The 12,950-nt window shown below is 40.2% G+C and carries 12 protein-coding genes and 1 other annotated feature (1 of these 13 only partly in view); all 12 genes read right to left on the bottom strand.

Annotated features, from left to right (window positions below):
- Positions 1-7: 7 nt before the first annotated feature.
- On the bottom strand, positions 8-1,018 hold the full coding sequence (locus LZD48_RS09160) for a Gfo/Idh/MocA family protein (protein ID WP_235762428.1): 1,011 nt from the start codon (positions 1,016-1,018) through the stop codon (positions 8-10).
- Position 1,019: 1 nt separating this feature from the next.
- Complete coding sequence (iolG, locus tag LZD48_RS09155; protein WP_235762427.1) at positions 1,020-2,045, bottom strand: inositol 2-dehydrogenase; 1,026 nt, start codon at positions 2,043-2,045, stop codon at positions 1,020-1,022.
- 151 nt (positions 2,046-2,196) lie between these two features.
- Positions 2,197-3,033, bottom strand: coding sequence for a sugar phosphate isomerase/epimerase family protein (locus tag LZD48_RS09150; protein ID WP_235762426.1), 837 nt, complete (start codon positions 3,031-3,033; stop codon positions 2,197-2,199).
- Between the two features lie 18 nt (positions 3,034-3,051).
- Positions 3,052-3,876 carry a sugar phosphate isomerase/epimerase family protein gene (locus LZD48_RS09145; protein WP_235762425.1) on the bottom strand — a complete coding sequence of 275 codons (825 nt, stop codon included), beginning with the start codon at positions 3,874-3,876 and terminating at the stop codon, positions 3,052-3,054.
- Positions 3,873-4,880: a Gfo/Idh/MocA family protein gene (locus tag LZD48_RS09140; protein WP_235762424.1), complete on the bottom strand. Its 1,008-nt coding sequence runs from the start codon at positions 4,878-4,880 to the stop codon at positions 3,873-3,875. The genes LZD48_RS09145 and LZD48_RS09140 overlap by 4 nt, the downstream gene beginning before the upstream one ends.
- Positions 4,873-5,820 (bottom strand): myo-inosose-2 dehydratase, encoded by a 948-nt coding sequence (gene iolE / locus LZD48_RS09135; RefSeq protein WP_235762423.1) that lies wholly within the window; start codon positions 5,818-5,820, stop codon positions 4,873-4,875. The genes LZD48_RS09140 and iolE overlap by 8 nt, the downstream gene beginning before the upstream one ends.
- A 12-nt stretch (positions 5,821-5,832) precedes the next feature.
- Complete coding sequence (locus tag LZD48_RS09130) at positions 5,833-7,041, bottom strand: Gfo/Idh/MocA family protein (RefSeq protein ID WP_235762491.1); 1,209 nt, start codon at positions 7,039-7,041, stop codon at positions 5,833-5,835.
- Positions 7,042-7,080: 39 nt separating this feature from the next.
- The gene (locus LZD48_RS09125; RefSeq protein WP_255770972.1) at positions 7,081-8,517 is read right to left on the bottom strand and encodes a sugar porter family MFS transporter; all 1,437 of its coding nucleotides are present in this window, start codon (positions 8,515-8,517) and stop codon (positions 7,081-7,083) included.
- Positions 8,518-8,666: 149 nt separating this feature from the next.
- Positions 8,667-9,413, bottom strand: a complete 747-nt coding sequence (locus LZD48_RS09120; RefSeq protein ID WP_235762422.1) for a sulfite exporter TauE/SafE family protein — start codon at positions 9,411-9,413, stop codon at positions 8,667-8,669.
- 420 nt (positions 9,414-9,833) lie between these two features.
- On the bottom strand, positions 9,834-10,592 hold the full coding sequence (locus LZD48_RS09115; protein WP_235762421.1) for a FixH family protein: 759 nt from the start codon (positions 10,590-10,592) through the stop codon (positions 9,834-9,836).
- A gap of 47 nt (positions 10,593-10,639) precedes the next feature.
- Entirely contained in the window at positions 10,640-11,203 is a 564-nt protein-coding gene (locus LZD48_RS09110; protein ID WP_235762420.1) for a DeoR family transcriptional regulator, read from the bottom strand.
- A gap of 208 nt (positions 11,204-11,411) precedes the next feature.
- Complete coding sequence (tyrS, locus tag LZD48_RS09105; protein ID WP_235762419.1) at positions 11,412-12,686, bottom strand: tyrosine--tRNA ligase; 1,275 nt, start codon at positions 12,684-12,686, stop codon at positions 11,412-11,414.
- 55 nt (positions 12,687-12,741) lie between these two features.
- Positions 12,742-12,950, bottom strand: a binding site (T-box leader); it runs 1 nt beyond the window's last position.

Genomic DNA, 12,950 nt, shown 5'->3' with positions numbered 1-12,950 from the left:
CACCCTTTTATAATTTTTCCGTACATCGACGGATTGTTTCTGTTTGCTTTTTCCAATTACGGACTGAATCCATTGCTTTTAAATTATTTAATGTGTCCTCCGCCAGATGTGTAAGATCTTTTCCATCAATGATTTGACGAGTAAAGAACTCCACTCCTTCTACATAGTAATCCGAAATAATTTGTTCCTGTTTGACGGGACCTTCATTTGGGATGAGTTCAATAATCCCCTCACCGTCTGCTTGCGGAATAAATGCTTTCGGCACTCGAATCGTTCCTTTTGTACCGACGATTTCATATTCATTTCTCGTGGACATGTTCATTCCACAATCAAAATATGATTTTTTACCATTCTTATGTTCGAATATGCCTATTGCTGCAATATCCGTATTACCATCTGCAGTCAACGTCTCCTCTACGAACAACACATCAGTTGGTTCTCCTAAAAAACTTCTAATCGCATGGATTGTGTAGCAGCCGATATCAAAAATACTGCCTCCACCATCCACTTGTGATTTAAGACGGAAATTACCCGGTTTTTCAAGCGGGAAGCTAAACGAAGCACGCATCTGCTTCACTTCCCCAATTGCTCCTTCCGCAATGATTTCCTTCACTCTTTTGTGCTGTGGATGAAATTGATACATCATCGATTCCATGAAAGTGATATTTGCAGACTTGCAAGCTGCAACCATTTCTTCCACTTGTAATGCCGTGAGTCCCGCTGGCTTTTCACAAAGGACGTTTTTACCGTAAGCTGCAGCCTTTTTCGTCCATTCAGCATGAAGCTCATTCGGAAGCGGTACATACACAGCATCGATTGTTTCGTCGGCCAATAGTTCCTCATACGAAGAATAAATGGTCGGTATATCGAATTGTTCTGCTAACTTAGTTGCCTTTCGAGCCGGGTTTCTGCTTGCGATTGCTGCGACTTTACCATTTACAGACTTTTGAATTGCAGGAATGACCTGTTCTTCTGCGATTTCAGCTGTGCCTAGAATACCCCAGCTTATTTCCTTCATGTTAAACCAAACTCCCTTCCTGCAACTCTGCAATCCGGACGGTGCGTTTTTCTTTATGGGATATATTCGCTGCAAATGCCATGAGTTCTGCCTGGTAGCCATCTTCCACCGAGCAAGATGTCGGTTTATCTTCTAAGATTGCATCTGCTAACTGGTGGATTTCTTCAACATATGCCTCCTGATAACGATCCAGGTAAAAATGCTTCGGCACATCTAAAGTTACCGCTTCTTCTGTTGCAATACGAATATTTGTCTTCGATTCGTTCTCAGCTGAAACAGCGCCCTTATTACCGAAAACCTCGATTCGCTGATCATAACCGTATACTGCCTGTCTGCTGTTATCGATGACACCTAGAGAACCGTTTTCAAATTGGAGTGTAATAATGGCTGTATCGACGTCCCCGTGTCTTTCAAACATGGGATCAACGAGATTCGCCGCATTTACCGTAACCTCTGTCACTTCACTTCCGGAGAGATAGCGTATTATGTCAAAGTCATGAATCGTCATGTCCATGAACATACCGCCTGATTTTGGAATATAGTTTTCAGGAGGCGGTGCCGGATCGCGGGAAGTTACTTTGATGATGTGCGGGTCACCAACCGTTCCAGTCCGGACTGTTTCATATACTTTCCGGAAATGTTTATCAAACCGTCGATTGAAGCCGACTTGGAACTTCACTCCGGTTTCTTGAATTATTTTCCGTACTTCCTTCGTTTCCTCTATATTGAAACTAATTGGCTTTTCACAGAATACATGCTTACCTGCTCTAGCTGCTGCTTTAATGTATTCAGCATGTGTATTTGTTAATGAACAGATAAGTACAAGCTGAATCTCTTTATCATTGATTAATTCTTGAGGGTCTTTTGTTATTTTTGGTACTTGTTCCTCAAAACGTGTCCCTTTTAAATGATCCGTGTATACATCGGCAATCATCGTGAGCTCTAATTTTTCGGAATGAAGTATATTATTTGCATGTAATCGCCCGATATTACCTGCACCGATGATACCTACTTTTACCTTTCCCATCTAATCCCTCCTCGGTATATTTGATACGCCCTGAGGTTAAGCGCTTAACTATAATGAATAATAGCAAGGAAAACTCTTCGCACGGAAAGCGCTTTCCCGACTATTATTCTAATAAAGGTTTTCTGAAAAAGCAATAGCTTTGTACAATATATTAATTGAACATTCTTTCGGCAATTTTTTTCATATATTTATAGGCTTCTTTCCCCAATTCGTTCTTATCCATTTTCCAGTAGTCTTCCCGGAACAACTCAAGGCTGATCATTTCATTATAGCCAATCTCTTTAAATGCTTTGCCGATACTTTCTAACTGGATAGTGCCGAGACCTGGAAATATCCGGTGACTATCATTTAGTTCATGTTTATTAAACCCTGCTTCTGCGTCATTAACATGGAAGATAAAAATCTTTTCTTTATCTACCGCTTGAACAGATTCGATGGTCGAACCACCTAAATGAAAATGATACGTGTCTACAACTAATCCGACATATTCATCATGAACCCGGTTCACGATTTCATTCGCAAGCGCCAATGTACTTACAGAGAATCCAGTAACGCCAATGAACTCAAAGGCGATAGATACTCCATGTTTCTTTCCAATTGTCGCCAACTTATGTAAACCCTCTACTGCATCATCAATTATTTCCTCCCTTGTTTCCTGACCTTTGAGCAAACTTGGGACAGCAACAATATATGGGCAGTTAATTGCTGCAGCTATCGTACACCATTTTTCCGCTTCCTCGAGCATTTGTTTTTCTTCCGCTTCTGTTTCTTTTAGCGTGAAAAATTCCAATGCATTGATTGCATAAGGATGGACACCATTTTCTTCAAAAGCCGCTTTTAAGTCAGGTAATGTTCCGCCCTCCTCTAAATAAGCATCTATTTTATATGTCCGCAACTCTAAAAGATCAAAGCCAGAGGTTTTTGCCACCTCAATATCTTCAATTAAATTGCATTGGTCTGTCGTTGAACCGTTCAAACCTAATTTCATTTCTGGATCACTCCGATACTAAAAATAGTTTTTTAAAAATGTTAACGATTCTTCCATATCTTTAAACAATATATTCAATTGTTGCTTTGATGTCGCTTCAAACGGGTGACCGCCTGGAGCAAGACTTTCAACGGTAATTGTTTTATCATAATCAATCTGTTTGATGGCTTTTACCACTTCCTCAAAAGGAAGGTGGCCTTTGCCTAAACCTCTACGGTTCGAATCTGCTACGTGGATCGCTTCAAGCCAACCTTTTAATTTCGTAAATGGATCGATCAAGTTCGCTTCATCAATATTCATATGGAACGTGTCGAGCATCGTTTTCACATTTGGTTCTTCTACTGCTTGCAAAAAATAAGAGGCAGTATCTGCATTATATACGAGGCAGTTCTCGTATCGGTTCAACGGCTCGATTACGATTTGGATTCCTAACTCATTTGCAAAAGGGGCGAGTTGCTTAATAGAATCTACTCCATTTGACCAATCTTCTTCACGTGATAAAGCAGGGATGGAACGGCCTGGAGCAGCTGGGGCAAGTACCATATACTCAGCCTCCAGATACCCTCCAATTTCTAGTTGCCTTTTAAAATAAGCGATTGCTTCATTCCTTAATGCCACATCCGGATTTGCCAGATCGGTTTCCGGCTTTAAGAAGCTTGCATCCGCATTAATTCCTCTAATATTTATATTCTCTTTCTTAGCTGTCTGTTTAATCGATGTCCAGTCGTGCGCATCAACTGCTGTACCTACCTCAACCTCATCATACCCCGTCTTCGCAGCAAAGCGAATGACATCTTCTATTGCTAAGTCACCAAAGACCCAACTGCAGAGTGAAAACTTCACTGACTTACCTCCTCTTGATTAAAGTGAATCGTCTCTCCTGTATCTGCACTTTCATAAATTTTTTCAATCAGGTAAGTAAGTTCAAAAGCCTCTTGCGCATTAACTGGTGGTTCCTCACCGTTTAAGATTGCATCGATAAATAGTCGATCTTCTTCTACATAACCGCACTTTTCTTTAAAAGCTACTTGCGTGTAATCTAGTTTCTCCACTTCCTTGTTAAGCCCTTTACTATAACGGATTGTTTCAATCTCTTCCGTCGCAACGGTAGAATATTCCCCGTAGATTTCAACAGATTCAAATGGGAAACTCCAGCCAGAATGGGCAGAAGAAATAAGCGTTGCTATTGTTCCCGATTCGAACGTGAACATCATCACAAAATCATCATATTGCGTATCAGACAAGCTCTTTCTCGCTTCACATTTGACCGTCTTGATTTTTCCAAAGAAGTAGGAGAGCAAGTCAAGCTGATGGATTGTCGTTTCATACAAGAACCCACCGGTAACATCCGGATTCGCTGTCCAAGCTGGATTCAGTAATTCTCCTCGGTTCAACTTAATATGTGCGGAATATGGTGCAAGCTCTTTATTCTCAATTTTTTCTTTAATATCTTTATGAACGTAGGCATAGCGACGGTTCATTCCTAAGTTGTATATTCCTTCTGACTTTTTCGTTGCATCGAGAATCTTACGTGCCCCTTCAATTGTTGTTGCCATCGGTTTTTCCGAGAATACGTGAATATTATTTTCCAGACAAGTAATAACAGCTTCAACGTGTAGTGTGTTCGGTGTCGTAACATAAACAGCATCAACACCTAATTCAATTAGTTTATCGAGTGAATCAACTGCTTGTACATCATATTTAATCGTATCTGCCAATTGTTTCGCTTTATCAATATAAAGATCTGCAATTGCTACAATCTCTACCCGCTCATCATCCTGTAAAATATCTGCATGTAAACCCGCTGCAAAACCTGCTCCTAAAATTCCTACTTTTACTTTAGCCATTTGCGAATTCCCCTTTTCCCTTTGTTAATTCTTGTACAAGTTCCTCTTCTATTTGTTGTAAGTATTCGATTGCTTTTTTTGCATATTCATAAGGATTAGCCTTCGCTGGATCTTGTTCTGCCTCGACTATGATCCAGCCATGATAATTTGTCTCCATCAGTTTTCTCATAATTGGTTGGAAATCAATCACACCATCACCTGGAACAGTAAAGATACCATCAACTACTTCTTCGCGGAATGTCTTTCCTGCTGCACGGCAAGCTTTCAATACTTCTGGACGCACATCTTTATAATGTACATATTTAATGCGATCGAGGTGGTTTATTAAAAATTCATAGGGATCGTAATTTCCATATAAAGCATGACCACTATCAAACAATAAGTTCACGTAGCGTGCATCTGTTATTTTCATTAACTTATCCACATCTTCTTTTTGCTCAATCACCGTTCCAGCATGCGCATGATAAACTAGTTGCATCCCATATTCCCTAGCAATTTCACCAGCTTTATTTAATCCTTTCGCTAGAGAATCCCACTCTTCTTCCGATAGATCCTTCGGAGTCCTCCGTTCTGGATTTCTTGCGTCCCAATGTGTGGAGCCAGCCATTTCACAAACGATTACATAATCACAACCCATTGCTTTTAAAAATTCAGCTTGCTTGCGGAAGTTGGCGATTTGTTCATCGTGAAGGGCTGGGTCTGAGAACAGGACACTGACAAATTGGCTTGCTAGTGTCATATTATGTTTATTTAATAATGCTTTCAATTCTTGTTCATCGTCCGGGAATGTCCGACCCTTTTCTGTTGCAATATAGCCCAGTTCGTTCATTTCTTTCAGGATCTCATCGATGGATGTTTCGTCTCCCAGGCCAGGGATATCATCGTTTACCCAACTAATTGCTGCAATGCCAACATTAAATTCATAATTTAATTGTCTCATTGTCTTTCCTCCTTACAATTGATGGATCAAATCTTGTTTTTCAATATTATTTTCTTGTAAAACATCGTTCACAGATACCCAGGATTTGGTTTCACTGGAGCGCTCTACTGCTTCTACAATTGCTTGGTTCATCACCCCATCTTTAAAATTAGGCTCAGGTGACTCCCCTTTCGCTACCCCGTCCAAGAATGTTTTTATAATATTTACGAATGTGTGCTCATAACCGAGAATATGTGCTGCTGGCCAGTAGTTACCGGCAAATGGATGGACATGCTCTGTACAGTTAATCGTACGGAATCCTTGCAACCCCTCTTCATCATTTGTAAAGTACACTTCCAAGTTATTCATATTCTCCATATCCCAACGGATTGAACCAAATTCGCCATTAATTTCAAAACGGTTTCCTGCTCGATTACCTGCCGAGAAGCGGGAAACTTCAAACGTTCCCATGGCACCGTTTTCAAATCTCGCTAAAAATGCTGCTGCGTCATCTACCGTTACTTCTCCGTATTCATTGCTCGTCGTTTCGTATTGAAGTGTGTCAGTCATTGTTCCAAGTGGGCGCTGTTTAATGAATGTATCCATCATACCTGTCACTTCACTGAATTCACCGATTAAGAAACGGGCCAAGTCAATGATATGAATACCTAAGTCACCTAATGTTCCTGATCCAGAAATATCTTTTTGCAAACGCCATGTTAGCGGTGCTTCCGGGTTCATCAACCAATCTTGTAAAAACGTTGCTCGAAAATGGTAGATTTTTCCCAAACGACCTTCAGCAATCAGCTTTTTCGCATATTGAACCGCTGGGGCAAAACGATAATTATGACAAACCATATGCAGGACATTATGTTTGTTCACTGCATCAAGCATCTCCTTGGATTCCTGCAATGTCAGGGATAAAGGTTTTTCACAAAATACGTGCTTCCCAGCCTCAGCTGCACGAATCGCAATTTCTTTATGTGTATTGTTCGGTGAAGAAATATCAATCACGTCAATGCTTGGATCATCAATTAAATCTTGCCAATCTGTCGAATGATTCTTCCAGCCCATCTTGGCTGCTGACTTTTTAATTTTTTCCGGATCTCTTCCCACAATGGTATTTAATACTGGGTTCACATCAAGATCAAAGTAGAATGGAGCCGCTCGGTAAGCATTACTATGTGCTTTCCCCATCATGCTATATCCAATTAGTCCAATGTTGATATCTTTCTTTTTCATCATTTGATACATCCTCTCCTAGTCCCTTTAAAGTGTTTCCTATATAATTTCCCTATCTATTTTTTTTGATGATTTCTTTTTATAGTTCCTGAACATTTCTTCTAGTTTTTCTAGGCTTACTCCCTTCGTTTCAGGCAAGAATTTAACTACGAATAGAATAGCTAGAATGTTTAAGATTCCGAACGTATAGAATGTCGATGACAGCCCGAGTGAACTTAATAAAGATGGGAATGTTAATCCAATGAAGAAGTTGACAATCCATAAAAAGAATACACTAATTCCCATTCCGACGCCACGAATTCTTGTAGGGAATATCTCTGAAAGCATGAGCCACGTTACTGGCGCAATCGCCCCTTGCATAAATGCTAGGAACATAATGATAAATGCCATTACAATAAACGGTAAATAATCAGATCCTGCAAATGCATTCGAGAAATATCCAATAGCAAATAGGGCAATAACAGCACCAATTTGTCCAACAAGAAGCATTGGTTTACGTCCGACTTTACCTAATAGCCAAATACCTACAATTACCGCTGTAACCGAGATGACACCGTTCGCGATATTTGCAATCAACGCTGCACCTGTTTCAAATCCGGCATCAATCAATATTTCTGTCCCGTAGTACATGATAGAGTTAATACCAGTAAGCTGCTGGATAACGGCAATGCCGATTCCGATAAGTAGAAGTCTTCTTACCCACGGAACCATCAACTCGCTCACTTGAACCTTTTCTTTCGATTGTTCTTTCTTAACTGTTTCTTGTATGAAATCAAATTCTGACTGCACCTCGTCGGCTGGGCGAATTTGTTTTAATACTTTCATAGCTTCATCTGTTCTGCCTTTTGAAATTAACCATCTTGGGCTTTCCGGAACTTTTAACATTCCTATACCAAGGACTACAGCTGGAAAAGCCGCTAGGACGAGCATGTATCTCCATGCAAATCCACTGTCAGCAAGTACGTTTCCAATAATTGCGTTCATTGTAAAAGAAAGTAGCTGTCCAGATACAATCATTAATTCGTTTTGTGTAACGATACGACCACGACGTTCTGTCGGTGCCATTTCAGCTAGAAAAGATGGTACGGTTACAGATGCACCACCAACAGCAAATCCTAAGAAGAAGCGGAATCCTACCATCATCGAAAAGTTAATTGCAAATGCACAACCTAAAGCAGTGATAAAAAAGAGAAGTGCTAATTGCAAGATATACTTTCTTCTTCCTATTTTATCCGATAACGCTCCTCCAACTACAGCGCCAATCGCTGCCCCAAGTAATAGGCTACTCGCCACTACTCCTTCTGTAAATGGTGTCAGGTTCAACTGGTCTGCTTGACTCATAAATGGTAAAGCTCCGTTAATTACACCAGTATCATAACCGAATAAAAGTCCACCGAATGTGGAAATAACCGTAATTAACATCAGATTACGCCTATAATAATTCTTGTTCAGACTCTGCACCTTGTCCTTTTCCATGATTCATATCCCCTTTATATATTCTTTTTCCAAAAAACGTTATTACCGACAACCTTCTACAATCGAAAGCGTTCCTCCTTCCATAACTTGAAAGCGGTGTCAATAAAAACTAAAAATAAAACCATTTTGTTAAGCGCTTTCTTTAATGGTTAAAAAAATAAATTAATTGCACCTAATAACGTTAGAAATAAAATAAGTTGATTAAATCTTTCCTGTTTCATATGGGGCAGGACTCGTTTTCCGATATATGCACCCAATAAGATAAACAACGACAAGTAAAGTGTAAGTTGCAGCATTTCTCTGTTAATCAATCCTATGCTCCAATAAAGTGGTAATTTGACCCAGTTCACAACGAAGAAGAAATAGGCGACTGTACCGACAAATACAGCCTTTGGTAAACGTTGAAGCAATAAATATACCGACATCACCTCTCCACCAGCATTGCCTACGGTCGTAGAAAAGCCCCCGAAAATTCCAAATCCTGTTGTTAGTAAAGCTTGATGATTGCCCGCTAACAAGTTGTCATTCGTTTTTCTTCTAAAGAACATCATGCTAATGAATAATAAGATAATCGATCCAATCATCATTTTTAAATGTTTTTCATCAATTAACAGCAATGTGACATAGCCTATTGTCAAGCCGACAATCACCCAAGGAAAGAGCTTTATTAATCTCTTCCAATCTACCGATTTACGATAAGCAATGATCGCATAGAGATCTGCGACCATAAGTAATGGCAACATAAAACCAATAGCAAATCTTGGCGGAAACAGCAGCATAAGCATGGTTAAAATGAATAACCCCAATGACGGCAATGCTGTTTTATTAAAGCCTACTAATAATGCGATTACAATCAATATAGCGATTGTTTCTATCGAGTACGTAAGTTCTAACATACCTCCCCCTCTTTGCACTGCATACGTGTATTAATAAATATAACCCAATTAGATTAAGCGCTTTCCTAAATAGTATTATAATGTGCTTAATTTTGAAATGCAACTTATTTTGCCATTAATCTAATAAAATATTATATTTTGATTAACTACTTATTAAAATGTAAAGCTACATCCGGGTAATCGCTTTCTAATAGATTAACATAAAATTAATAACCCATAAAACAAAAAATGTAGTGCGTATTTTTTAAAGTCAGCACTACATTTATAAAGTGAATCTTCAATCAGGGGGGCTTCATCCACCACGGATTGTTAGTTGAACGAATAAGGCTGTTAGCTCACGTTTCTTCCCATCTAAACTTTCTTGACTTGACCTGAAATTTTGAGGTGGGAATTTTACGGACGTTTACACCGGGATAAATATTATTCTACTTCAATTATATATTCATCGTGTTCATGTAATTCCGCGTCATCCTCTACATGAATGACAAGTTTATACGTTCCTGGCTCTGTAAATTCGTGAGCTGTGGTGTATTCTCCAGCTACTGTTTCTTCTGCGTCAACCCAAGCCGCATCCCCTTCTTCTCCTTCTGGAATAATTTCATAACGAACGTTTGCACCTTCCATTTCGTCTCCGTCTAGATGGAGATGAACAGTTAAATTAATTTCTTCATCAATTTGAACAGACTCCGGTTCCATGAAATGCATGTGGAAACCTTCTGTCTGTGTCTGTGCGTGATGGTCATGATCCTCTTCTTCACCAGCATCACCCGCTTCTCCGCCATCCCCGACGATAATAGATTTAAGTGGCATCGTATGCAAGCCGCGGGCAGTCGTATGGGCGTACATTTCATACGTGCCATCTTCCGGAAACGTTACTTCTGCTGTATATTTTCCATCTTCTGTATGTATACCATCTATATTAGTGCTATCATCTTCATTTCCTTTTAACCAATACTCAAATTTCACTTCATCTGCATCTTCGACAAGCTCATCTCCGTAGCTGACAACTGCTTCAAGTTCGACGGTTTCTCCGGGCTCTGCGGTTTCTGGAACATTGAACTCTACTTCGAGCGCGACTAGCTCATCTGTTTCCGCTGTTTCGTTCGTCTCTTCCCCACTTCCACAAGCTGAAAGTAAAATGAATAAGACGATGATAAATGGTGTAATAATTTTCTTCATGTGAATAGCCTCCATATCATTTTTTGTTATTAGTATTTATACATACTCTAGCTTTGTTGCATTCGTTCATAAATGATATCAAGTGTGTCTTCAAAGCGATACACTTTTCCTCCAAAACCAGTTACAAACCGATTTGCATATTCTTCTGCCTCAAAAGTCAGCACTTGAGGCTTGCAGCAACCGACTGGAAGTGATGAATCGATAACATACCAAGCTTGATTCGCACTGATTGTCGTCTGCAGTAGGAAGTCTCGGCAAATAGCTTGGGTGACATCTGATTTCAGCTCTCGATGTTTCAGTACACCACAGTGAGCACAGCAAGCCGTCATGGTTTTATTTCCTTTCAGGAAGATACGATAGATAAGACGTTCCGTGAGTTCTCCTGCACAGAAATCACATGTATCCGTTTCTTCTGACTTCTTCCCCTGTTCTGCAGCAAGTGTAATTCCACCGAATGTTTTCGTAATCATCCCCTCCGCAATTAATGGTTTGATATCGCGATGAATCGTCATTTCAGAGACGCCCATTTCCTCGCTTAATTGCGAAATTTTTATTGTTTTACGTTCAATGATTAGCTCTTCAATCTTTTGTTTACGTTCTAGCGGCAGCAAACCTCATCCCTCCTTTCTTGATTCGTTCAAAACAGACTTAAACAATCTCTAACAATTTCTAACACAACTTTACCAATGAAACAAACCGCTTTCAATGACTATTCATGAACAATCTGTGAAAAAATCGGGACAAATGCTCTGACCCCTCTGTCCCTGAATCAAAAAAAGGGCTAAGCAGGTTAGTCCCTGTTAAGCCCTTATCAGTTATTTAACTAAAATCAATCAATGTGTATTTCTTTTTCCCCCTACGAATAATGGTAAACACATCTTCAATACGATCATCTGCAGTAAGTGTGTAGCCAACTTCCTGTTGGCGTTCACCATTAATATAGATCGCACCGTTTGAAATATCTTCTCTTGCCTGACGTTTCGATGGGGAAATTTTAGCTTGAACGAGCAAGTCGACTAGTTCGATATCTTCCTTATCCAGATTATGTGTCGGCACATCTTTGAATCCTTGCTCAATTTCCGTAACCGATAGTTCTTTAATATTCCCGCTGAACAAGGCTTCTGAAATGCGGATTGCCTGCTCAAGTGCTTCCTCACTATGAACCATTTTTGTCATTTCTTCAGCAAGCCTTCTTTGGGCGACTCGCTTTTCCGGTTGCGTTTCTACTTCTTTCTCTAGCGCTTCAATTTCTTCCTTGGAGAGGAACGTGAAGTATTGTAGGAATTTCACAACATCACGATCATCTGTGTTGAGCCAGAACTGGTAAAATTCATATGGTGTCGTTTTTTCCGGATCAAGCCAGATTGCATTACCAGCAGTTTTCCCGAATTTCGTTCCGTCTGCTTTCGTAATTAATGGGACAGTTAGACCGAATACGTTAACTTCCTCTTCTTCTGGATTCTCTCTTGTCCGGCGGATCATTTCCATTCCCGCTGTAATATTCCCCCACTGGTCACTTCCGCCAATTTGCAGCTGACAATTCTCTTCTTCATACAATTTCATGTAGTCAATCGACTGAAGCAGCATGTAACTGAATTCCGTGTAGGTAATACCTGACTCAATCCGAGAGGAAACAGATTCTTTGGCAAGCATGTAGTTTATGCTGAAATGCTTTCCTGCGTCGCGTAATACGTCAATAAATGTTATTTTGCTTAACCAATCATGGTTATTTCGCGATACGACAGGGTTCTCTCCTTCCCCGAATTTTACAAGCCGACCGATTTGCTCCTGGATACTGTTCGCATACCCCATCACGACGTCTGCTGTGTTCAAGGAGCGCTCTGCTGAACGTCCACTTGGGTCGCCAATCATTCCTGTGCCGCCACCGACTAGTGCAATCGGCTTATGCCCGGCCTTCTGGAATCTCTTCAGCATGACAATCGGTACAAGGTGACCGATATGCAGACTGTCTGCCGTCGGGTCAAACCCGCAATATAATGTAACTGCTTGCTTATTTAATAACTCTTCCAAACCTTCCCGGTCTGTGACTTGATTGATTAAACCCCGCCATTCCAACTCTTCTAAGATATTCATTCTTCTATCTCCTTTTTATGAAAAATAAAAACAAAAAAAGCCCGATCCCTATAAAAAAAGGGACGAGCTTAATCACGCGGTACCACCCTTGTTGCACAACTGTGCCACTTGGGATTGTTAACGATGTCTCCACCGTTCTTAAGGCTGCTCACCAAAAGAAATGCTCCGGAGTGTAATTCGCCTGTAAATATATATTGGCTTGCACCGACCGCCAACTCTCTTTAATAGGGATTTACTAGACTACTGATTCCTTCCTAGCATAAC

Origin of the sequence: Oceanobacillus alkalisoli, assembly GCF_021556485.1 — a bacterium.
Classification (GTDB): Bacteria; Bacillota; Bacilli; order Bacillales; family Amphibacillaceae; genus Oceanobacillus; species Oceanobacillus alkalisoli.
This window is presented reverse-complemented; position numbering and strand designations above follow the sequence as displayed.

What these genes read in the sequence shown, in the direction of transcription:
- LZD48_RS09160 (WP_235762428.1), bottom strand. Translation starts at nt 1,018, where the DNA reads ATGAAGGAAATAAGCTGGGGTATTCTAGGCACAGCTGAAATCGCAGAA.
- iolG (WP_235762427.1), bottom strand. Translation starts at nt 2,045, where the DNA reads ATGGGAAAGGTAAAAGTAGGTATCATCGGTGCAGGTAATATCGGGCGA.
- LZD48_RS09150 (WP_235762426.1), bottom strand. Translation starts at nt 3,033, where the DNA reads ATGAAATTAGGTTTGAACGGTTCAACGACAGACCAATGCAATTTAATT.
- LZD48_RS09140 (WP_235762424.1), bottom strand. Translation starts at nt 4,880, where the DNA reads ATGGCTAAAGTAAAAGTAGGAATTTTAGGAGCAGGTTTTGCAGCGGGT.
- iolE (WP_235762423.1), bottom strand. Translation starts at nt 5,820, where the DNA reads ATGAGACAATTAAATTATGAATTTAATGTTGGCATTGCAGCAATTAGT.
- LZD48_RS09130 (WP_235762491.1), bottom strand. Translation starts at nt 7,041, where the DNA reads ATGAAAAAGAAAGATATCAACATTGGACTAATTGGATATAGCATGATG.
- LZD48_RS09125 (WP_255770972.1), bottom strand. Translation starts at nt 8,517, where the DNA reads ATGGAAAAGGACAAGGTGCAGAGTCTGAACAAGAATTATTATAGGCGT.
- LZD48_RS09120 (WP_235762422.1), bottom strand. Translation starts at nt 9,413, where the DNA reads ATGTTAGAACTTACGTACTCGATAGAAACAATCGCTATATTGATTGTA.
- LZD48_RS09115 (WP_235762421.1), bottom strand. Translation starts at nt 10,592, where the DNA reads ATGAAGAAAATTATTACACCATTTATCATCGTCTTATTCATTTTACTT.
- tyrS (WP_235762419.1), bottom strand. Translation starts at nt 12,686, where the DNA reads ATGAATATCTTAGAAGAGTTGGAATGGCGGGGTTTAATCAATCAAGTC.